Below are 20,272 nucleotides of genomic sequence, written 5' to 3'. Positions count from 1 at the left end.
GTGACATACCACGCCTCTGCCCATCGTGCCGCCAGCCCCTTCTCTGCTGTCTCGCAGCGGGCCGACGGCACTCGCCCACCAGGCCCGTTGCAGTCTGGATGTGTGCATTACATCCACAGTACGCATGGTTGTCAATGATTGACTACTGAGGCTCGGCGTGAGCACCATCTAGGCGCATGCGGCACTGTTGCGCCGAAAACCTTGCACATGCCCAGGTGTTTTCGGTATTTGCCTGATCCCATCAGCGGGGTTCCCGTCCGGCAGGCGCCGTCAACCAGATCGACTAGGAGTAGCAGATGCAAATAAGGTCCAGCCGTGCTCGAAGCGGTCCGCACTCAGGCCGCACCGCGATGCGCCGAGTTCGGAACGCGTTCGCGGTGGGTGCCCTCGCCACGGCGCTGATCACCGTCGCGGCACCGGCGGCGTTCGCAACGACGGATTCGGAGGTCGGTGTCGCGAACAACATGTATCCCGCCATGAAGGACTTGAAGGCGCACATCGCGGCGTCCAAGTCGTTCACGTCGTTCACGGCGAACTCCGCGTCGCAGATCGGCGGGTACTGGAACAAGCCGGCGATCGATACGTCCACGATGCGTGGGATCACGTCGGGAAGCTTGCGTCAGCAGCTGAAGAGCGCCGGCCCCTACACCACGTGCAATCCCTCTTCGTCGAACAACTGCGTCAACGGGCCGCTGAACATCGACGCGTTCCTGTCGGCGGACGAAGCCAACGTGGACGCGGTCATCCCGACCGTGGACGGTGGGACGTGCACGGCGAGCGGGAGCGTCCAGTGCAACGGCGACTACACGACCAAGCATCTTGTGGCAGAAGGGCACCTGGCGATCTACAGCTGTAACGGCAGCTGGGCGGGCTCGACCAAGGGCGATGACCCGTCCAACGCCGGAAGTCCGCCGCTGGCGCTCGGCGCGGACGCCAACGGCAGCGGTAACGGCAAGGCGCAGTCGCCTCGGTGCGACGCGTCGCCGATCTCCGGAGGCGCGCCCACGACGATCTCGGGAGTTGTGACCTGGCTCGGGACGAGTGGGAACCGGATCGCCGTCGCCGACCCGGCTTCCGCGCCGTTCGGTGCGGCGTCCAAGCAGGCGCTGGTGCAGAACGGGTTCACGTGGACCGACAGCGGAGCGGGCCAGAACGTGTTCCGGGGAAGCGCGTGCGACAGCGCGGGCACGGCGTGCAAGGTGCGCCTGGAATCGGGAATCAGCCAGGTGCGTGGCGCGGTGACGGCCAACGCCGGCGGAAACACCCAGCTGGGTCTTGTCGCGAAGTCGAACGTCATGAACGTGGCCTGGACGTCGAGTTCGCTGAACGGCACCACGACCAATGACCCCAACGCGTGGACCGAGGTCGCTACGAGCGCGTACTCCGGCTACGGACCCATCGCGCAGTACGGCGTCGCTCTGAACGGCGGACACGCCGGCGCAGCGGCCATCTGGGGCGACCTGTTCACCAACGACTGGGACTCTGACACCACCATCCAGGGAACCCTCGCCTCCTACGGCTTCTAGGCGATCCGGAGCACTGGGCCACGGACCGTCGGCCAAGGACGAGCATCGCCCGTCGACGGTCCCGGCCCGGCGATCCTCGTCGGCGGCCTCCCTGCCCATCGACGGCAGAACCGCCGGAACGCTCGTCCCGGCAGGTTGCATGACGCGCATCGCGCACGCCGCCATGGTTGTCAATGGCTGACTAGTGCAGTCGATTACCCGGCGTCATCCCGCCATGAATTCCCACCGGGTCGGCCGAAGCGCGTCACCCATTCCTATTCATCAGGCCCTGAGGAGGGGCCTCACCCATGAACAGATCATTTCGTCGGCACCTCACGCCGGATGGCCGCGCAGGCGCGGTCACGCGGATTCGGTCACGCCGAATTCCGGCGGCCGTCTTCGCGGTTGCGACTGTCATGATGGCCGTCACCCCGGCGTCGGCGAACGGTGTCAACACGACCGGCTTCGGTACCGCGTCGAACCTCGACGACAACGGCCGCGGCAGCACCGCCGTCGCGATCGGCGATCTCAACAACGACGGTAAGCCGGACCTCGTGACGGCGATCCGCGCCGAGGGCGTCGGCGTGTTCCTCGGTTCGGGCGGAGGCAGCTTCGGCACCGTGACGAAGTACGCGGCGCCGCAGACCATGTCGAGCCGCTTCATCAGCTCGGCAGTGATCCAGGACGTGAATGGCGACGGCAACAAGGACGTCATCAGCCAGGACGGGCGCGGCAACATCGCCCTGGTCTGGCTCGGCGACGGCTCCGGTGCTCTCGGCGCCGGAGCGGCGGTGGAACTCAACCCGCTGCCCGGGTGCGACACCACGGGCGACAACCCGTGTGTCGCGCGCTTCCCGGTCGGCGTCGTCGTGGGCGACTTCGACGAGGACGGCAAGCAGGACCTCGCGACGGCCAACGCGAACACGAACAACGTCGCGCTGGTGCTCGGCAACGGCGACGGCACGTTCGGTGCGGCGACCCGCTTCGGACTGAACGGCGGCACCGGGCCGCAGGGCATCGCGGCCGCGGAACTCAACGGCGACGGTCACCTGGACCTCGTCACGTCGAACTCCTCGACCGGCACGCTCTCCGTGCTGCTGGGCGACGGAGACGGGGGCTTCGCCGCGGCGTCGAGCGTTTCGGCCGGCATGACACTGCCGACCAAGCTCAAGCTCGCCGACGTCAACGAGGACGGCAAGCAGGACGCCGTCATCGTGGCGCCCGGCACGCCGGGGCGGGCCGCCGTCCTGCTCGGCGACGGCGCGGGCGGGTTCGGCACCGCGAACCTCCTGTCGGCGGGGTCGAACCTCACTTCCGCGTCGGTGTCCGACACGAACGGCGACGGCCACGTCGACCTGATCGTCTCCAGCGCCGGTTCGCACCAGGTCATCGTGCTGGAGGGCGACGGCACGGGTGCGTTCGGCAGCCCGCTCGCATTCGGGCTCAACGGCGGTTTCAACCCGCAGTCCGCCGCGGTGGCCGACCTCAACGGCGACGGGCGTCCCGATGTCGTCACGGCGAACGCCAACGGCTCGGCGACGTTCGTCAACGACGCGTCGGTGCTGCTCAACGCGTCGAACCGGACGCCGACGGCCGCGAACGAGTCGTACAACCACGTCGGTGCCGACACCCCGCTCGTCGTCGGCGCTCCCGGTGTCCTCGGCAACGACACGGACCCCGACGGCAACACGCTGACGGCCTCGGTCGTGACCGGGCCGGCGCACGGCACCCTGACGCTCAACGCCGACGGCTCCTTCAGCTACCAGCCCGAGAGCGCTTACGTCGGAAGCGACAGCTTCACGTACAAGGCGACGGACGGCACGGTCGACTCGAACGTCGCCACCGTGACGATCAACGTTTCGGCCGGCTGCAACGGTCTCGCCGCCACGATCACCGGCAACGGGATCGTGAACGGCACGAGCGGCGACGACGTGATCGTGACCGGCAACGGGAACGACACCGTCAGCGGCGGCAGCGGCAATGACACGATCTGTACCTTCGGCGGCAACGACGCCGTGTCGGGCGGCAGCGGCAACGACTACCTCGACGGCGGTGACGGCAACGACCCCATCAGCGGCGGCAGCGGTAACGACATCGTCCGGGGCGGGGCCGGCGATGACTCGCTCTCCGGTGGCTCCGGCAACGACACCGTGGTCGGTGGCGCGGACAGCGACACCCTCTCCGGCGGCAGCGACACGGACGTCTGCGCCGGTGACGCCAACGGCGGTCCGACGCTCCCGGGCACGGATTCCGTCTCGGACGGCTCCTGCGAGACCGTGGTCGAGGTGCCGTAGGCAACGAGCCGTTTCCGACGGCTGCACCTGACACGCTGACATGAGAGACGGGCCCGGCGATTGCGGTGAAGCGATCGCCGGGCCCGTCTCGTTGGCGTGCGCGTGACGTCGTCAGCCGGCCTTGACGGCCGGCCGCGCCGAGTCGGCGTTGACGGCGTCGAGGAATCGGCGCGCGGCGCGGACGTGTTCCAGTCGCCAGGCGTAGATCGCGCGGGCAAGGTCGTCGGAGGCACCGTCCTCCTTGGCGCGCAGCGACTCCTCGATCTCGTCGATGACGGCCCGTTGACGCTCGACCAGGACGGCCGGGCTGGTCCCGCGGCGCTGGAGAAGCAGGAGCTTGCACGTGAGGTCGGCGCGGACGTCGAACAGCTGGGCCACGGGTTCGCTGAGCCACCGGCTGACCGTTGCCTTCGCCGAGCGGGTGGCGCCGTAGATCATGCGCTGCGGTCCGCGATTGCCTTCTTCGGCGCCGACCGGCGTGATCAGCCCGCGCTCGACCAGCCGCGTGATCGACCGGTAGACCATGGGCCGCGAGATGTACCAGAACTCACCGATTTCTGCGCCCTCCGCGGTGAGGGTTGCGATGGCGAAACCGTGGCTGGGTCGTTCGGCCATGAGTGCCAGCACAATCCACTCGGCCAGCGGCAGATCAAGTTGCTCCATGGTAACAAGGGTATGGGGCAGCGGTGGCGATCGCGATGTTGATCGAGCCGGGAGCCGAATAGGCCGAAACCGGTACCTGCGCCGAGGGCAGTGGGCCGGTCGGTCCGGCAGGCCGGCACACGAAAAATCCGGCCCGCGACTGGCGTCGGGGCCGGGTGGTCATGGACGGTGGCGGACGAATGTGAGTGACTCACCCGGCACGTTCGGGTTGCTCACGCTCTCGTACCAGTGGACGACAGGAGCGCCGACCAGGAGGGCGGCGATGGCGCCGGCGGCCAGGAACAGGCCGAAGGGGAGGCGGGTGCTGCGGGTGGCTCGCCCCGCCGCCATGAGTGCGAGGCCCAGTACCAACCCGGCGACGCTTCCGGCCAGCACCGCGAAGACGAGGTACCACGGACCGAGCCAGCCCAGCCCGGTGCCCAGCAGGCCGGCCAGGCGTACGTCGCCGAATCCGAGCCAGGCCGGCCGGACCCAGTACAGGGCGAAGAAGACGGCGAATCCGCCCACTCCGCAGGCCGCGGTCACGCCGAGCCGGTGCCACTGGCCGGTGGCCGCCGCGGCGGCGAGCAGACAAGCGGCGGTGAGCCCGAGAGTCGGGTAGATCAGCCGGTTGGGGAGCAGGAAGTGCTCGGCGTCGCAGGCGGCGAGGGCCAGCAGGCCCGCGGTGAAGACCAGTGCGGCCGGCAGGACTTCCGACCGGCCGAAGCGCAGTGTCTCGGCGACGAACAGGAGCGCGGTGAGCGCTTCGATGAGCGGATAGCGCGCGGGGATCGGGACCAGGCAGGCGCGGCAACGCCGGCCCAGCAGGAGCCAGGACACGACGGGGATGTTGTCCCGGGCCGCGATCGGCGTGGCGCATCGCGGGCAGGCGGAGCGGGGTCGCACGACCGAAAGGCCGGCCGGTACTCGCGAGACGGCGACGTTGAGGAACGACCCCACCGCGAGTCCCAACAGACCGATGATCACGACAAATATGGCTGGCATGGCCGCAATGGTGCCGTACGGTGCGTACGAGTTGCTACCAGCGCAAAACGATGGATCCGGCGATGCCGCGGGCTGCCGAACGCGGTTCGCCAGGTGGCGTGTTCGAGCCACCTGGCGAACTGGACGTCTGGCGAGCGCCGACCGCCGACCGCCGGCCGGCGATGTCCGGTGAGGCCTTCGCTATCCGAAGGGCTTGCAGTCGTTCTCCGGCTCCCCCGGGCCGGGAGTGATCAGGGAGATGGCCAACTTGCCGTCGGCGGCCACCGTGGCCTCGTACCACTTGGAGGGGCCGGACAGGAACTTGCCGGTCAGGTCAGCCACGGTGCCGTACTTGCCGGTGGTGGCGAAGTACGCCTCTTCCGCGGTCTGGAGCGTGTTCTTGTCGGTCTTGCAAGCCGCGCGCTGACCCTTGTCGTTGATGCCGCCGACGGAGAAGACGACGATGGCGGACAGGATGCCGAGGATCACGATGACCACGAGGAGCTCGATCAGCGTGAAGCCGGCTTCCGCCGTCTTGTTCTGCGCGCGCATTCGCTGACGCAAATTGCTCTGCAGGTGTGTGAACATTTCTCTCCATCTAGCGAGCGGTGCAAGCAAATCAGGCGGTAGTAACCACGTGATTAATCAGCCACAGACTACTGAGTGGGTGGTGGGCCTACAAGAGGCAGATCCGAGGAACACCTTGGATTTGAGTGGCAGATGCCAGCCTGATCCCGTGCTGTAGCATGCAGCTGATTACTCAGCGGCTGACAGTTCTGCGGACGGGTTCCGCGGTGAATGATCGGCCGTTGTTCTGGATGCGCGATAGGGGTGGGTTCCTTGGCGAATCGCCGGCTTTTCCGGGGCCGCGCGGCGGCGACGAGCCCTGCGGGCGAGGACGGCACCCTGTCCGATGGAGCGCAGGACGCGGCGCCGTCTCCGGTCCCGGCGGACGCACCGCTCGGGGACGCGACGCCTGCGGGGCCGAAGGGGCCGCGCCTCGGGGAACTGCTCGTGCAGCGCGGGCTGCTCGCCCCGGCGCAGGTGGACGAGGCGCTCCTGCAGCAGTCGGCGTCGGGCAAGCGGCTCGGTGCCCTGCTGCTCGAACTCGGTATGGTCGACGAGCGGTCACTGATCGAGGCACTGTCGGTCCAACTCGACGTCCCCGTCGCCGACCTGCGCCAGAGCGAAATCGATCCCGAGGCGGCCGCCCGGGTGCCCGAGGCGCTGGCCCGCTCGCTGGGCGTCGTCGCGGTGCGGCGGTCCGAGGGCATGCTGCTGCTCGCGGCCGGCGACCCGGGTGACCCGCGCGTTCTCGACGAGGTCGGCCGGGCCGTCGCGCCGGACCGGGTGGAGTTGGCGATCGCGGCTCCCTCGGACATCCGCCGCTCGATCGACAGCGCGTACCGGGCGCTGGCCGGCGCCGGCAGCCTGGTCGAGGCGTTCAAGGCGACTGAGACCGGCCGCGACGCCGCCTCCGGGACCAGGGTGGTCAGCGAGGACGCGCCGGTCGTGCACCTGGTCAACCTCATGTTGACCCAGGGCCTGCGCGACCGGGCCTCGGACATCCACATCGAACCGCACGGCGACCGGGTGCGGGTCCGGTACCGCATCGACGGCGCGCTGCACGACGTGCTGAGCCTGCCGGAGAACATGGGCCCGTCCGTGGTCAGCCGGATCAAGATCATGGCCAACATGAACATCGTCGACCGGCGGCGCCCGCAAGACGGGCAGATCTCCACCGAGATCGACGGCAGGTCGGTCGACATCCGGGTCGCGACCACCCCCACCATCTGGGGTGAGAAGGCGGTGCTCCGGCTGCTCGACAGCAACCGCACGATGCTCCGGCTGGCCGAGCTCGGCATGCCCGACGCGACCTACGAGCGGTTGTCGTCCCTGCTGCGCTCCCCCCACGGCATGGTCGCCTGCGGCGGGCCGACGGGCAGTGGCAAGACGACCACCCTGTACGCCACGCTCGGTGAGCTGAACCAGAGCGAGCGCAACATCACCACCATCGAAGACCCGGTGGAGTACGTCCTCCCGTCGATCAACCAGATCCAGATCAACGACCAGGCGGGCATCACCTTCGCGACCGGGCTGCGCTCGATCCTCCGGCAGGACCCCGACGTGATCCTGGTCGGCGAGATCCGGGACGCCGAGACGGCGCGGATCGCGGTCGAGTCCGCTCTCACGGGCCACTTCGTGCTGTCGTCCATCCACGCCGCCGACGCCTGCTCCGCACTGCACCGGTACGTCGACATGGGCATCGAGCCGTTCCTGATCACCTCCACGGTCTCCGGGGTGGTCAGCCAGCGACTGGTACGGCGGATCTGCGACCAGTGCCGCGAGCCCTACCAGCCGGGCGTGGACGAACTGGCCTTCTTCGCCAAGGCCGGCGGGTCGACCGACATCGAGTTCTGGCAGGGCCGGGGCTGCAACTTCTGCTCCAGGACCGGCTACCAGGAGCGGATCGGCGTCTTCGAACTGCTCGTGATGAGCGACGTGATCAAGCGGTTGCTCGTCGAGAAGGCGCCGATCGGCAGCCTGCGCAAGGCCGCCCGCGAGCAGGGCATGGACACCCTCCTGGACGGAGGCGTCCGTCTGGTGGAGGAGGGGACCACGACCATCGCCGAGATCATGTCCAGCGTGTACGTGGTCTAGCCCCGGCTCGCCGGATGCCGCATCCGAATACTGACGACCCGTACGACCCGTACGACCCGAACGACGCAAACCTCTGACACCGGAAACCAGGAAGGGCATCGGCATGGCCACCTTCAAGTACGTCGCGCTCGGCCCGGACGGGAAGCGGACCACCGGCGTACTCACGGGCTCCAGCGTCGACGGCGTGACCGAGAGTCTGACCCGGCAGGGCTACGACGTGCAGTCGGTCAAGGCTGCGGGCCGCAACCTGCTGCAACTCGAACTCACCGCGGAAAAGATCGACCTGGTCGAACTGAGCAACTTCTCCCGCCAGATGGCCGCGTTCATCAAGGCCGGCGTGCCCATCCTGGACGCCCTGGAGATCATCCGCGCCGAGACCAAGGACAAGAAGCTGGCCAAGGTGCTCGTCGACGTCATGGACTCGCTGCGCTTCGGCGAGAGCTTCGCCGTCGCGATGGCCGCCCACGCCAAGGCGCTCCCGCCGTTCTACATCTCCGTACTCCGCTCCGCGGAGGCGACCGGTGAACTCGATGTCGTCATGGCCCAGTTGGGCCGCTACATCGAGCGCGACGTCGAGGCCCGGCGCAGCATCCGCTCCTCCCTGACCTATCCGAGCCTGGTGATGGTGCTGGCCATCGCCGTCGTCCTCGTCCTCGTCATCTTCGTACTGCCCCGCTTCAAGGTGTTCTTCGCCTCCTTCAACGCGGAACTGCCGCTGCCGACCCGGATCCTGCTGGGTTTCACCGACTTCGTCACGGCCTGGTACCCGGTGGTCATCGGAGTGCTCGTCGTGCTCGTCGCGGCGGTGATCGCCGGTTTGCGGACCGAGCGGGGGCGGGCACTGCGCGACCGGTTCCTGTTGGCGATGCCGGTGCTCGGCGACGTGGTCCGTTTCATGGTCATCGAACGGTTCTGCCGCATCCTGACCTCGATGATCAAGGCCGGAGTGCCCATCCCGGAGGCGCTCAACCTGGCCGGCTCGGGCACCAACAACCTGGTGTTCGAGCGGTCCATCGCGACGGCCCGGACGGAAATGCTCGAAGGTGGCGGCATCTCCCGGCCGATCGCCCGCACCAAGCTGTTCCCCGGGACGGTCACCCAGATGATGCGCGTGGGAGAAGAGACCGGGACCCTCGACGACCAGCTCGAGAACGTGTCGGACTTCTACGAGAAGGAACTGCAGCACAAACTCAAGCGGCTGACCAGCCTGTTCGAACCGACCGTAGTGATCATGGTCGGGGTCGTCGTGGGATTCGTGGCCGTCGCCCTCCTCTCGGCGATCTACGGCGTCTACAACCAGGTCGAGGTCCAGTGACCGGCCCGACACCGGCACCGGCACCGGCACGCCGCCCCTGGCGCCGCCGCGGCGAGGAGGGCGAGACCCTGGTCGAGGTCCTCGTCGCCGTGGTGCTCATAGGCGTCGCCTTCGTGGCCATCCTCGGCGGCATGGGCACCGCGATCATCAGCTCGGTCACGCAGCAGAAGGTCACCGGCGCCGACTCGGTCATCCGCAGCGCCGCCGAGAAGGTCGTCAGCGCCCCGTACGTCCCCTGCGCCAGTGGCTACGAGACTTCGGCGCCACCAGCCGGATACACCGTGACCGTCGAGATCGAGTACTGGGACGGGGTGGGTGCGTTCGGCGCGCCCTGCCCGACGGCCGACACCGGAGTGCAGAAGGTGACGCTCACCGTGCACTCGACCGGCCCGAACCCCGTCAGGGACACGACGCTCGAGGTGGTCAAGCGGGAGTCGATGCTGTCATGACGAAGCAACGACCGTCCCGGCGCTCGGAGTCGGGGTTCACCCTGACCGAGTTGCTGGTCACGATCGTCATCGTGGGCATCATCGCGACACTGCTGCCCACGGCGATCATCCTCGGACTGCGGTTCACGTCGGACACCGAGAGGCGGGTGGCCGCCACCAGCGCGGTGGGCACGCTCAATCGCTACTTCTACGGCGACGTGCGAAGCGCGGACAGGGTCACGACCGACCCCGCGTGCGGGGTCGCCGGAGTGATCGTCCACCTGAGTCGGCCCGGCACCGACGTCGTCTACACCTACGACCAGCCGACCGGTGCCCTCAACCGGGTCACGTGCACGGACGGAGGCGTCGTCACCACGCTGCTCGGCCGGTTCGACAACACCACATCGACCCATCCGGTGACTCTGAGCTGCGGTGCCGAGACCTCGTGCACCTCGCCCATGGAGGTAACGCTGACCGTGCAGAGCGACCCCGCCGTACCCCCGACGGCCCTCACCGCCGTCCGGCGATCGAGCTCGTCATGAGCGGCCGCCCGAACCCGCGCCGCCTGAAGCCGCGCCACCTGAACCCGCGCCACCTGAGCCCGCGCCACCTGAGCCCGCGCCGCCCGAATCCGCGCAACCGGCGCGACGACGAACAGGGCGCGACACTGATCCTCGCGCTGGCCTTCGTCGTCGTCTTCAGCCTGGTCGCCGTGTCGGTCCTGTCCTTCGTCGGCACGGGACTGAAAGCCGCGAACGCCTACGTCGACCAGGGCAAGCGGGACTACAGCGCGGACGGTGCCACGCAGCTCGCGATCAAGAACTTCTCGCAGGGCAACCCGTGCGCCCCCTACACCGCCCCGCCGATCAACGGCCGGCAGATGATCGTCCACTGCGACCCCCTCAACGCGTCTGCCGCGACCACGCGCGCGACCCAACCACAGGACGCCCTTCGCAGCCTGGGCCAGGCTGCGAAGGACGGCGTCAACGTGACCACGCAGGGCCTGCGCGTGCAAGGCAGCGTGTTCTCCCACTCGGACATCACCACCGGCGCCGGCGCCTCGATGGTGGTGTCGGGCGACGTGTCCGCCGTCGGCGACTGCTCCCGCGCCGTGTCGCAGCCCCAGCTGTCCCCGACCCAGGCGCCCTACGCGCACGACTGCGCCAACGACACCCCGTCGGCTCCCGCCGACAAGGTCGTGGGAGCCGATCCGGACTACACCCCGCCCGCCACGGCCGTCCCGATCCGGCGGACGGTGCCCGCGTGCCCCGCCCCCGGTTCCTGGCTGGTCCGGTTGCAGCCCGGCTACTACGACGACGCCGGCGCCCTCACCCGCCTCACCGCCGGCGACTGCCCGGGCGTCGTCGTGTGGCTACAGCCGGGCGTCTACCACTTCGATTTCACCTTCACCGGCGGCACCGGCGCCGCCGCGGTCTGGACGGTCACCGACCCCACGGTCAGCGTGGTCGGCGGCACGCCGGCAGGCTGGGATCCCGGGGCCCCCACCCGCCCGACCATCCCCAACCCGGGCGGTTGCGCCACCACGCGGCCCGAAGGCGTCGAGGTCATGATGGGCGGCGGCAGCCGATTCCAGGTCGACCGTGGACACGTCGAACTGTGTGCCCCGGTGACCCCGGGCGCGCAGCAGGTGGCGGTGTACGGGGTCCAGCCGCCGAAGCCGGCACACGACCTGAAGCCGACAGCGGTGGTCACGAACACCGGCTTCGTCAATCCGGGCCATGCCCTGACCGGTGGCGAACGGCCGACCCTGCCCGGGTGTGCGCAGCCGACGGGCACCGCGAGCTGCACGGCCGACGCCGTCCTCGACCCGACGAACCGTCGGTCGGCCTCGATACAGCTCGCCGGCTTCACCCCGCGGGTACCGCCCGGCTCGGTCATCACCGGCGCGACGTTGCGCGTCAGGCACGAGGACGACGGCAACCTGACCGCCCCCGGCGCCGTGACGGTCACCACCGCCGTCGGCGCGGACACCTGCCGCACCGACGACCTGCCCCGGCACACGGCGCTCGCCGAGGACCCCCCGATCGACCTGCTGGGTGCGTGCGGGCTCACCGACCCGGCCCGGCTCACGAGCCTGACAGTGACCTACGCCGCGACCCTGGACGCCGGCGGCACCACCGCCACGGAACGTCTCGACGGCATCCGGCTGGAGGTCGCCTACCGCACGCCGACCACGTTCAAGCCGACCGCCGTGTCCGGATCGACCGGGTTCACGGCCACCGGCACCGTTCCCGACAACGCCCTGGAGATCGGCGAACAGCCGGCATCGCTGGTGGCAGGCGCCGATCTGACCAAGGCGGCCCCGTTCGCGTCGATCACCCTGGCCGGGTTCGGCCTGCCGCCCTTGCCGCCCGGGTCGACGATCGACTCCGCCGTGCTGCGGGTGGCCCATCAGGAGAACGGTGACGCGGCCGCGCCCAGAATCAACGTCACCCCCGCGGACGGCGGGGGCAGTTGTACCAACCTGCCGCTCACCGTGCGGGCCGGCCCGGGCGACGACCGCGTCGACCTGAAGGCATGCGGCATCACCCAACCCGCACAGCTGACCGGCCTGACCGCGACCTACGCCGCCGGACTGAACGTGGGCGGCACCGCGGGCGCCAACTCCCTGGACGGCATGTGGCTCGAAGTCGTCTACAACCCGCCACCGCCCCGGCCGGCGACGAGCGCGGAGTCGACGACGTTCATCCCCGCGACCAACGCCAAGGCCATCGACGGCGCCAACACGGCCCAAGCCACGCTCGACTCGGCCACAAGGCCGACCGCCACCATCAACCTCGGCGGTTACGACACTCCCGCGGTGGCGCCCGGCTCGGTCCTGGACGGGGCCCTGCTGCACATCGCGCACCGCGACGTTCCCGGGGCGACCGGAGGACCCGCGCCGACGGTCGTGGTCACCCTGTCCGGCCCCGGCATACCCGGCTCCTGCACCACCGCGCAGAAGCTCGCCGTGCGCCAGGACGCCCTGGGCACCGACACCCTGGACCTGGTCGCCATCTGCGGGCTGACCGACCCCGCCCAGCTGACCGGCCTGGTCGTGACCTACACCGCCACCCTCGGCGCCGGCAGCACCACCGCCACCGATCAGCTCGACGGCATCACCCTGGAACTGTCCCACCGGCCCCCGATCTCGGTACGGCCCACCCGGGCGAGCAGCACCGCGACGCCCACCGCCGCGGCGTTCCCCAACCCGAAGAACGCGCAGGCGATCGACACCACCACCTCGACCGCGACGCTCGCCACGGCCACCCCGTCGGCGTCGATCCGGCTCGACGCGTTCGAGGTACCGCCCCTGCCGGCGGGGGCGGTCATCGACAGGGTCGTGCTGCGCGTAGCGCACCAGGACGACGACACCACCCCGGCACGGCCCTCGCCCACGGTGCCGCCCGCGACCGCGCTGACCGTCTCCGGCACCGGTACCGCCTGCGACGCGAACCACGCCCTGACCGCGCATGAAGGAGTACCCGGTGTCGACCTGGTCGACCTCGGCGCCTGCGGGGTCAAGAAGGCCGACCAGTTGTCCAAGCTCGCCGCCGACTACACGGCGAGGTTGGGCACGGGCAGTACCGACGCCGCCGACCGGCTCGACGGCGTCGAGCTCGACATCGTGGTTCGAGCACCGTCCATCAGGCCCCTGTCCGGCTGCCTCACCGAGGGCAACCGTTGCGCGGTGCTGAAGTCGACCGCCGACGCCGACACGAACACCGCTCACAGCCGCCTGGTGATCAACGGCACCGTCTACGCACCGACCGGCGCCGTAGACCTGTCGATGAAGCAGGTCGGCTCGCAGGTCGTCACCCGCGGCATCGTCGCCCGGACCATCGATCTCGGCATCGGCCCTGCCGCCGGATACCTCCGCCCGGTGATCGGAATCCCGCCGGAGCCGGTGCTGTTCACGACCTATCCGGCCGTGATCGCGAAACCGACCTCGGTCGGCGCGGTCACCGGGTTCACGCCCCCGGCTCCCGGCACGCCCGTCGACGTCACGGACGCCACCATCCCCGGCGGTGGCCAGGCGTCCCTCACGTTCGGCGGGTACGCCCAGCCGACACCGGCCACGACCGCACCGCTCGACCACGCCGTCCTACAGGTGGCGCACCGCGACGACGGAGACGTGAAGGCGGTGAGGATGTCGGTGGACTTCACCGGCAGCACCTGCACCGGCGCCAACTCACTGAACGTACCGGTCCATCCCGGCACGAGCGGCCCGGTGACCGACCAGGTCGACCTGGCACCGTGCGGCCTGACCAACGCCTCCCAGTTGGCGGGGCTGACCGTGACCTACACCGTCACCGCCGGGAGCGGCGGCGCGACCGAGCACCTCGACGGCACCGGGATCGCCCTGTTGTCCGGCCCCCTCGTCCAGGCCGCCGTGTCCTTCGACGGCCACGCGGGCACCGTCAAGAAATGGACGGTCCTGCCATGAGCAAGCACGCCACCTTGGAGGCCACCATGTCCGGGCCGAGTGCCGCGATCATCGACCACCTGCTCGGTGAGTTGTGGGAGCGGGGCGGCAGCGACCTGCTGCTCACCGTCGGATCGGCGCCGTTCCTCCGCGTCGACGGCGCCCTGCGACCGGTCGAGGGGGCCGCGCTGACCGAGTCGGAAGTCGATCACCTGGTGACCGGGGTGCTGGGCAAGGAACTCACGGAACGGTTCCGCCGTGAGAAGCAGGTCGATTTCGCCTTCAGCTGGGGGGAGAAGGCCAGGCTGCGCGGCAACGCCTTCGTGCAGCGCGGCGCGTCGGCGCTGGCGCTGCGGATCATCCCGTTCTCCGTGCCGTCGTCCGAACAGCTCGGGCTCCCCCCGACGGTCATCGGGTGGGCGGGCCTGCCGCGTGGGTTCGTGCTGGTCACCGGGCCGACCGGATCGGGGAAGTCGACGAGCCTGGCGGCGCTCGTCGACCACGTCAACACGCACCGGTCGGTGCACATCCTCACCATCGAGGACCCGATCGAGTACCTGCACCAGCACAAGCGCGCGGCGGTCAGCCAGCGCGAGGTCGGCACCGACACCGATTCGTTCCCCGCCGCGCTGCGCTCGGCCCTGCGCGAGGACCCCGACGTCCTGCTCCTCGGCGAGATGCGCGACCCGGAGAGCATCTCCGCGGCCCTGACCATCGCCGAGACCGGGCACCTGGTGTTCGCCACGCTGCACACCAACGACACGTCGCAGACGCTGGACCGCATCGTCGACGTGTTCCCGGCCGAGCAACAGCCGCAGATCCGGCTGCAGTTGGCGCACACCCTGGTCGGTATCCTGAACCAGACGCTCATCCCCCGGATCGGCGGGGGCCGGGTGGCCGCCTTCGAGGTGCTGGTGGGCACGTCGGCGATGCGCAACCTGATCCGCGAGGGCAAGACCCGCCAGATCCGCAACCTGATCTCGACCGGCCACCGTGACGGCATGCAGACCCTGGAGGCATGCATCAACGCCCTCGTCGCGGCCGGCACCATCGCCTACGAGGAGGCCGTGCGGTTCACGGCCCACCCGGAGGACATCCAGCGGCCCCACGTCCCGGTCGTCCGCACCTGACCGCCGGATGACGGGCGTTCGGCGCCAACTGCGACTGCGTGTGGGAAGCGCGAGGAATCCCGCCGGTCCCTCGCAAGGGTGGGGGACCGGCGGGATCCTTCCGCCGTGACCGTTGCTAGGCGCCGATGTCCCGCCGGCGCAGATCCGCCAGGGTTTCGCGGCGGACGAGAAGCCGGACGGTGCCTTCGTTGACCGCGGCCACCGGAGGGCGGCCCACCATGTTGTAGCCGGAAGCCATGGAGAGCTGGTACGCCCCGGCCACCGGCACGGCGATCAGGTCGCCGGGGCGGATGTCCCCCGGCAGTTCCACCCCGGCGGCGAGCACGTCCCCCGCCTCGCAGTGCCGCCCGACGACCGTGGCCGTACGGGAGTCGGCCGCGGAGGTCCTGCCGATCAGCCGGGGCGCGTACCGGACCCCGTACAGGGCGGGCCGCGGGTTGTCGCTCATGCCGCCGTCGACGGCGACGAACAGCGTGTCCCCGGTGCGCTTGACGGCCAGGACCCGGTAGAGGGCGACCCCCGCCGGCCCGACGACGCCGCGACCCGGCTCGATGACCAGGCGAGGGACGGCCATCCCGGCGGCGGCACAGCTCTCTTCCAGTCCGCTCCGCAGCTTGCGGGCGAGGGCGCCGACGTCGAGGGCGGGTTCGCCGGGCCGGTACGCGACGCCGTGTCCACCACCCATGTCCAGCTCGGGTCCGACGGCGGCGGCGATCCGGGCTATCTCCGACGGGCTGTCGATGACGATGCGCCCCACCCCGAGCCGCAGCGCGCTGTCGAGGTCGTGGGGCGACTTGGCGTTGCCGTGCAGCACGATCCGCTCGGGCGGGAACCCGGCCGTCACCGCCAGTTCCAACTCCCCGGCCGAGCACACGTCCAGCCCCAGCCCCTCCTCTTGCACCCAGCGCACCATGGCGCGGGACAGGAACGCCTTGGCCGCGTAGAGGACCTCGGCCTCGGGGAACGCGCCCCGGTAGGCGCGGCAGCGCTCGCGCACCTCACCCTCGTCCAGGACGTAGACCGGAGTGCCGAACCGGGCCGCCACGTCCGCGAGGGCCACCCCGCCGACGGCGAGTCCGCCGTGAGCGAGCCGGGCAGTGGACGCCGGCCAGACGGAGAGGTCGCCCGTTCCGGAGTCCGGCCTGGGTATGACCGAAGTGGTCATCGTCCGACCCCCTCTCAGGCGGCCGAGGCCGGAGTGACACGCGGCGCGGTCGGGGCCGCAGCGGGACCGGCCGTGGGGGAGCCGGTGGCGAGGGACCCGGTGACCGCGGGAGCGGTGAACGTCGGGTCGACGGTCAGCAGCACCACCCCGAGCGGCTCGGCCATGGCGCGCAGCGCCCCCTCGGACAGCCGGATCCACGGCTGCTCCGCGCCGAACGTGGCGGCAAGCCGACCGGGGTCGGTGAATCCGACCGCCGTACGCGCGCCCAGCGGGGTGCGGAAGACGCGTACCGCCACCCGCGTGGTTCCCGGCCGGACCGGGACGTAGAGGAGTCCGGCCGGGACACGTTCCCCGGGCTCGGGGTCGTCGTCGTACTGGAACAAGCACATGGGGCCTCCTTGAGGAGCCATGAACGGACGATGGTGCCCCGGACGCGGGGAGGCGGCCCGGGGTGGCTCTCGAAAGCCATCCCCGCACCCGCGCCCTGGTAGCCCGCCCCTGACGGCATCTTGACGACGGCAGACGGAGTTCATACGGATCGCTGACGACCGGGGGCGGCCACTGCCGGCAGCACGTCCGGACACACTCCGCCCACGCGGGCAAGCTCGTGCCACCGGCCCCGCAGCTGCGCCCGGCAGGCGTTCAGGCGGTCGGGTTCGGCCCGCCCGGCCCGATACGCGGGCCCTCGATCTCCCGCCACTCGTCTTCGAGGATGCTGAACACTTCGGAGTCTCGCCAACCGTCCCGGATCAGCGCGGTGTGACGATGACGTCCTTCCCACGTCATGCCGAGCTTGCCGAGCACCCGTGCGGACCCGAGGTTCCGGGGGTCACAGGTGGCATGGATGCGGTGGAGTTCGAGATGCCCGAACCCTCGCGCAAGCAGTCCCTTCCCTATCGCCGTTCCGACGCCCTGTCCCCAGACCCGGGGATGCACGGAATAGGTGATCTCGCCTTGATGCCGGCTGCGGATGTGGAGCTCACCCAGGCCGACCACCTCGCCCTCGACATGCGCCGCATAGACGAACCGCCGTTGAGGTGAGTGCGCCCAGGCCTCGACCGCAGTCGCCACGAACGCGCGCGATTCCTCTTCGGTGTTCGGCCCCCAGCTCTGGAAGCGGCACACCTGAGGGAGGGAAGCCCAGGAGTGGACGGCTCGCCAGTCCGCGAACTCGATCCTGCGCAAGGTCACCGAATGTCGAGCCACGGACTGATCTTGCCAGAGGCGGTCGCCCCGACCTACCGGTTCAGAATGCTCGGGCTGGACAGTCGGCGTGACCCGGAGCCGGCTGCCGTGACGCACGTCACGTTCGGTTCCTGTCAGGGATCGGGGCGCTGTTCCGCTCAAGTCACCGGAAGCAAGCGAGCGAACCGACAGGAGCGAGAGATGAAGCACCGCATCGTCGTCCTCGGCGCCGGCTACGCCGGGGCCTACGCGGCCGGGACACTGGCGCGCCGGCTGTCCCCGGCGGACATCGAGATCACCGTGGTCAACGCCGAGCCGGACTTCGTCCAGCGGCTGCGGCTGCACCAGCTCGCGGCCGGCCAGGAGATCGACGCTCCACAGCTCACCGACGTCTTCGCGGGCATGGCGATACGGCTGCGCCTGGCCCGGGTCACCACCGTCGACCCCGAGCGCCGGGTCGTCGCCGTGGCCGACACCGAAGGCGGCGGCGAGCTCGGCTACGACACGCTGCTCTACGCGCTCGGCAGCCACGGCGCCGACCACGGCGTCCCCGGCGTGGCCGAACACGCCTTCGACGTCGCCGGTCGGCCCTCCGCGCTGCGCCTGCGCGAGCGCCTGGACAGCCTGGGCGAGCGGGGCGAAGGCGGGAGTGTGCTGGTCGTCGGCGACGGGTTGACCGGCATCGAGACCGCCACCGAGATCGCCGAATCCCGGCCCGGTCTGTCGGTGACGCTGGTTGCCCGCGGCGAGCTGGGCGCCCCGCTCGCCGCCGGAGCCCGCGGCCACCTGCGTCAGGCCTGCGACCGGTTGGGCATCACCGTCGTGGAGCACACCGGCGTCGAAGCCGTCGAAGCCGAGCGGGTGCTGTGCGCCGACGGCACCGTCCTGGCGTCCGACGCGACCGTGTGGACGGCCGGGTTCGCGGTCGGCCCGATCGCCGCCGCGAGTGGGCTGACGGTCACCGAGAACGGTCGGATCGTCGTCGATCGCACCATGCGGTCGGTCTCGCACCCGGACGTGTACGCCGCCGGCGACAGCGCCCACGTCATCGGCGACAACGGCCGGCCGCTGCCGATGTCCTGCGCTTCGGCCGGATACACCGGCCGGCAGGCGACGGACGCGATCGTGGGACGCCTGACCGGCCGTGAGATCGCGAGCACCAAGCTGGAGTACGTGGGCAACCACATCAGCCTCGGGCGGCGGGACGGGATCCTGCAGATGGTCGACGGCGAAGGGCGGGCAAAGCCGAAGTACGTGGGCGGCCGCAAGGCCGCGCGGATCAAGGCGGGCATCGTGAGGATGTCGCTGTGGGCCACCTCCCACCCGACGTTCGGGCTGCCCAAGCGGAGGCACCGCCTGGCCGCCGCGCCGGCCGCGTCCCCCGCCGAGAAGTCGATCGCGTAGTCGAGCCGCGCGTCGACTACGAGGACCCGCTCACCCGGCGATGAACTCCCTTCCCCGAAGGAGAAGGCACATGTCCACTCAGGCCGCGCCCGCAGCCACCGCATCGCCCTCACCCTGGCCGACCGTGGCCAGGGCGGTCGCCTTGCTCACGGTGGGCATCAGCCTGCTGCTCACCGCCTTCGCCTGGCCGTCGGTACGCTCATCGGTGCATGACGTGCCGATCGCCGTCGCCGGGCCCGCTCCCGCTGTCGAGCGGATCACTGCGGTACTCGGCCAACGGGTTCCCGGCGGCTTCGAGGTCACCGAGGTCGCCGACACCGCCGCTGCCGAACAATTGATCCGCGACCGCAAGGTGTACGGGGCGATCGACCTGAGCTCCGGCACCCCACGGGTCATCACCGCATCCGCCGGCAGCACCGCCGTCGTCCAGACGCTGAACAGCATGGTGAGCGGCCTCGGCCAGGCACAGGGACCCGGCGCCGCGGTCGCCTCCCGCGACCTCGTACCGCTGCCGGCCGACGACCCGCGCGGCGCCGGACTGTCCGCCGGAGCCCTGCCGCTGGTCATCGGGGGCCTGCTCGCCGCCCTGCTCTTGACCAGGCTCGTCCAAGGCGGAGTCCGCCGCGTCACGGGAGCGTTCGCCTTCGCCGTCACCGGCGGACTTGCCACGGCTGCGATCCTGCAGTTCTGGCTCGGCTCACTCGACGGCTCCTACTGGGCCAACTGCGGTGCCATCGCCCTGACCATCGCGGCCATATCCCTGACCATCCTCGGTCTGGAGTCGCTGCTCGGGTTCTTCGGCTTCGGCCTCGGTGCCGCCACCATGATGCTCATCGGCAACCCCCTGTCGGGCACCGCGACCGCACCCGAGATGCTGCCCGGCTGGTCCGGCAGCCTCGGCCAACTGCTACCGCCGGGGGCCGGTGGGCAACTGCTGCGCTCCACCGCCTTCTTCGACGGCCACGGCGCCACCCACACCGCCACCGTCCTGGTGACGTGGCTCACGCTCGGCACGGTGCTGTGCCTGGCGGGCACCCTTCGCCGCCGTCCTGCCGCCACCGTCGCAGACACGTTCGCACAGCCGGCCGTGCGCGGGACGGTCTGACCGCCCAGCACCACCGGCTTGGCACCTC

16 protein-coding genes are annotated in these 20,272 nt (G+C 70.3%); 10 read left to right on the top strand and 6 right to left on the bottom strand.

What is annotated here, in order from left to right; genetic code table 11:
- Window positions 1–377 precede the first annotated feature (377 nt).
- Together ACIQ5Y_RS13320 and ACIQ5Y_RS13315 are read left to right on the top strand one after the other, a co-directional pair.
- Window positions 378–1,526 carry a hypothetical protein gene (locus ACIQ5Y_RS13320; RefSeq protein ID WP_403879167.1) on the top strand — a complete coding sequence of 383 codons (1,149 nt, stop codon included), beginning with the start codon at window positions 378–380 and terminating at the stop codon, window positions 1,524–1,526.
- A 395-nt stretch (window positions 1,527–1,921) separates the two neighbouring features.
- Entirely contained in the window at window positions 1,922–3,799 is a 1,878-nt protein-coding gene (locus tag ACIQ5Y_RS13315; protein WP_403879166.1) for an FG-GAP-like repeat-containing protein, read from the top strand.
- Between the two features lie 111 nt (window positions 3,800–3,910).
- On the opposite strand, the gene ACIQ5Y_RS13310 is transcribed toward ACIQ5Y_RS13315, so the two are convergent.
- The 3 genes from ACIQ5Y_RS13310 to ACIQ5Y_RS13300 form a co-directional block, all read right to left on the bottom strand.
- Complete coding sequence (locus ACIQ5Y_RS13310; protein WP_403879164.1) at window positions 3,911–4,462, bottom strand: PadR family transcriptional regulator; 552 nt, start codon at window positions 4,460–4,462, stop codon at window positions 3,911–3,913.
- A gap of 159 nt (window positions 4,463–4,621) precedes the next feature.
- Window positions 4,622–5,446, bottom strand: coding sequence for a prepilin peptidase (locus ACIQ5Y_RS13305; RefSeq protein ID WP_403879162.1), 825 nt, complete (start codon window positions 5,444–5,446; stop codon window positions 4,622–4,624).
- Between the two features lie 180 nt (window positions 5,447–5,626).
- Window positions 5,627–5,977 (bottom strand): type IV pilin protein, encoded by a 351-nt coding sequence (locus ACIQ5Y_RS13300; RefSeq protein WP_403879160.1) that lies wholly within the window; start codon window positions 5,975–5,977, stop codon window positions 5,627–5,629.
- Window positions 5,978–6,265: 288 nt separating this feature from the next.
- Here ACIQ5Y_RS13300 and ACIQ5Y_RS13295 point away from each other — a divergent pair, with 288 nt between their 5' ends.
- From ACIQ5Y_RS13295 to ACIQ5Y_RS13270, 6 genes are all read left to right on the top strand, one after another.
- Window positions 6,266–8,086: a GspE/PulE family protein gene (locus ACIQ5Y_RS13295; RefSeq protein WP_403879159.1), complete on the top strand. Its 1,821-nt coding sequence runs from the start codon at window positions 6,266–6,268 to the stop codon at window positions 8,084–8,086.
- Between the two features lie 103 nt (window positions 8,087–8,189).
- Complete coding sequence (locus ACIQ5Y_RS13290) at window positions 8,190–9,401, top strand: type II secretion system F family protein (RefSeq protein WP_403879157.1); 1,212 nt, start codon at window positions 8,190–8,192, stop codon at window positions 9,399–9,401.
- The gene (locus ACIQ5Y_RS13285) at window positions 9,398–9,850 is read left to right on the top strand and encodes a prepilin-type N-terminal cleavage/methylation domain-containing protein (protein WP_403879155.1); all 453 of its coding nucleotides are present in this window, start codon (window positions 9,398–9,400) and stop codon (window positions 9,848–9,850) included. The genes ACIQ5Y_RS13290 and ACIQ5Y_RS13285 overlap by 4 nt, the downstream gene beginning before the upstream one ends.
- The gene (locus ACIQ5Y_RS13280; protein WP_403879153.1) at window positions 9,847–10,371 is read left to right on the top strand and encodes a type II secretion system protein; all 525 of its coding nucleotides are present in this window, start codon (window positions 9,847–9,849) and stop codon (window positions 10,369–10,371) included. The genes ACIQ5Y_RS13285 and ACIQ5Y_RS13280 overlap by 4 nt, the downstream gene beginning before the upstream one ends.
- On the top strand, window positions 10,368–14,276 hold the full coding sequence (locus tag ACIQ5Y_RS13275; protein WP_403879152.1) for a hypothetical protein: 3,909 nt from the start codon (window positions 10,368–10,370) through the stop codon (window positions 14,274–14,276). Before ACIQ5Y_RS13280 ends, ACIQ5Y_RS13275 begins: the two co-directional genes overlap by 4 nt.
- On the top strand, window positions 14,273–15,385 hold the full coding sequence (locus tag ACIQ5Y_RS13270; protein WP_403879150.1) for a type IV pilus twitching motility protein PilT: 1,113 nt from the start codon (window positions 14,273–14,275) through the stop codon (window positions 15,383–15,385). The genes ACIQ5Y_RS13275 and ACIQ5Y_RS13270 overlap by 4 nt, the downstream gene beginning before the upstream one ends.
- Window positions 15,386–15,500: 115 nt before the next feature.
- On the opposite strand, the gene ACIQ5Y_RS13265 is transcribed toward ACIQ5Y_RS13270, so the two are convergent.
- The 3 genes from ACIQ5Y_RS13265 to ACIQ5Y_RS13255 all read right to left on the bottom strand — a co-directional run bounded on the left by ACIQ5Y_RS13265 (window position 15,501) and on the right by ACIQ5Y_RS13255 (window position 17,756).
- Window positions 15,501–16,550 carry a diaminopimelate decarboxylase family protein gene (locus ACIQ5Y_RS13265; protein ID WP_403879148.1) on the bottom strand — a complete coding sequence of 350 codons (1,050 nt, stop codon included), beginning with the start codon at window positions 16,548–16,550 and terminating at the stop codon, window positions 15,501–15,503.
- A 14-nt stretch (window positions 16,551–16,564) separates the two neighbouring features.
- Window positions 16,565–16,939, bottom strand: a complete 375-nt coding sequence (locus tag ACIQ5Y_RS13260) for an SAV_915 family protein (protein WP_403879147.1) — start codon at window positions 16,937–16,939, stop codon at window positions 16,565–16,567.
- A gap of 253 nt (window positions 16,940–17,192) precedes the next feature.
- Complete coding sequence (locus ACIQ5Y_RS13255; RefSeq protein ID WP_403879145.1) at window positions 17,193–17,756, bottom strand: GNAT family N-acetyltransferase; 564 nt, start codon at window positions 17,754–17,756, stop codon at window positions 17,193–17,195.
- A gap of 180 nt (window positions 17,757–17,936) precedes the next feature.
- On the opposite strand from ACIQ5Y_RS13255, the gene ACIQ5Y_RS13250 reads away from it, so the two are divergent.
- Both ACIQ5Y_RS13250 and ACIQ5Y_RS13245 read left to right on the top strand, forming a co-directional pair.
- The gene (locus tag ACIQ5Y_RS13250; protein WP_403879143.1) at window positions 17,937–19,139 is read left to right on the top strand and encodes an NAD(P)/FAD-dependent oxidoreductase; all 1,203 of its coding nucleotides are present in this window, start codon (window positions 17,937–17,939) and stop codon (window positions 19,137–19,139) included.
- A 70-nt stretch (window positions 19,140–19,209) separates the two neighbouring features.
- The gene (locus ACIQ5Y_RS13245; protein ID WP_403879141.1) at window positions 19,210–20,244 is read left to right on the top strand and encodes an ABC transporter permease; all 1,035 of its coding nucleotides are present in this window, start codon (window positions 19,210–19,212) and stop codon (window positions 20,242–20,244) included.
- Window positions 20,245–20,272: the final 28 nt, after the last annotated feature.

Source organism: Streptomyces sp. NPDC096339, assembly GCF_044762985.1.
In the GTDB taxonomy this organism is placed as follows: domain Bacteria; phylum Actinomycetota; class Actinomycetes; order Streptomycetales; family Streptomycetaceae; genus Streptomyces.
This window is presented reverse-complemented; position numbering and strand designations above follow the sequence as displayed.

Coding starts and splice junctions, on each gene's coding strand:
- ACIQ5Y_RS13315 (WP_403879166.1), top strand. CDS start 1,922: ATGATGGCCGTCACCCCGGCGTCGGCGAACGGTGTCAACACGACCGGC.
- ACIQ5Y_RS13310 (WP_403879164.1), bottom strand. CDS start 4,462: ATGGAGCAACTTGATCTGCCGCTGGCCGAGTGGATTGTGCTGGCACTC.
- ACIQ5Y_RS13305 (WP_403879162.1), bottom strand. CDS start 5,446: ATGCCAGCCATATTTGTCGTGATCATCGGTCTGTTGGGACTCGCGGTG.
- ACIQ5Y_RS13300 (WP_403879160.1), bottom strand. CDS start 5,977: ATGCGCGCGCAGAACAAGACGGCGGAAGCCGGCTTCACGCTGATCGAG.
- ACIQ5Y_RS13290 (WP_403879157.1), top strand. CDS start 8,190: ATGGCCACCTTCAAGTACGTCGCGCTCGGCCCGGACGGGAAGCGGACC.
- ACIQ5Y_RS13280 (WP_403879153.1), top strand. CDS start 9,847: ATGACGAAGCAACGACCGTCCCGGCGCTCGGAGTCGGGGTTCACCCTG.
- ACIQ5Y_RS13275 (WP_403879152.1), top strand. CDS start 10,368: ATGAGCGGCCGCCCGAACCCGCGCCGCCTGAAGCCGCGCCACCTGAAC.
- ACIQ5Y_RS13270 (WP_403879150.1), top strand. CDS start 14,273: ATGAGCAAGCACGCCACCTTGGAGGCCACCATGTCCGGGCCGAGTGCC.
- ACIQ5Y_RS13265 (WP_403879148.1), bottom strand. CDS start 16,550: ATGACCACTTCGGTCATACCCAGGCCGGACTCCGGAACGGGCGACCTC.
- ACIQ5Y_RS13260 (WP_403879147.1), bottom strand. CDS start 16,939: ATGTGCTTGTTCCAGTACGACGACGACCCCGAGCCCGGGGAACGTGTC.
- ACIQ5Y_RS13250 (WP_403879143.1), top strand. CDS start 17,937: ATGAAGCACCGCATCGTCGTCCTCGGCGCCGGCTACGCCGGGGCCTAC.
- ACIQ5Y_RS13245 (WP_403879141.1), top strand. CDS start 19,210: ATGTCCACTCAGGCCGCGCCCGCAGCCACCGCATCGCCCTCACCCTGG.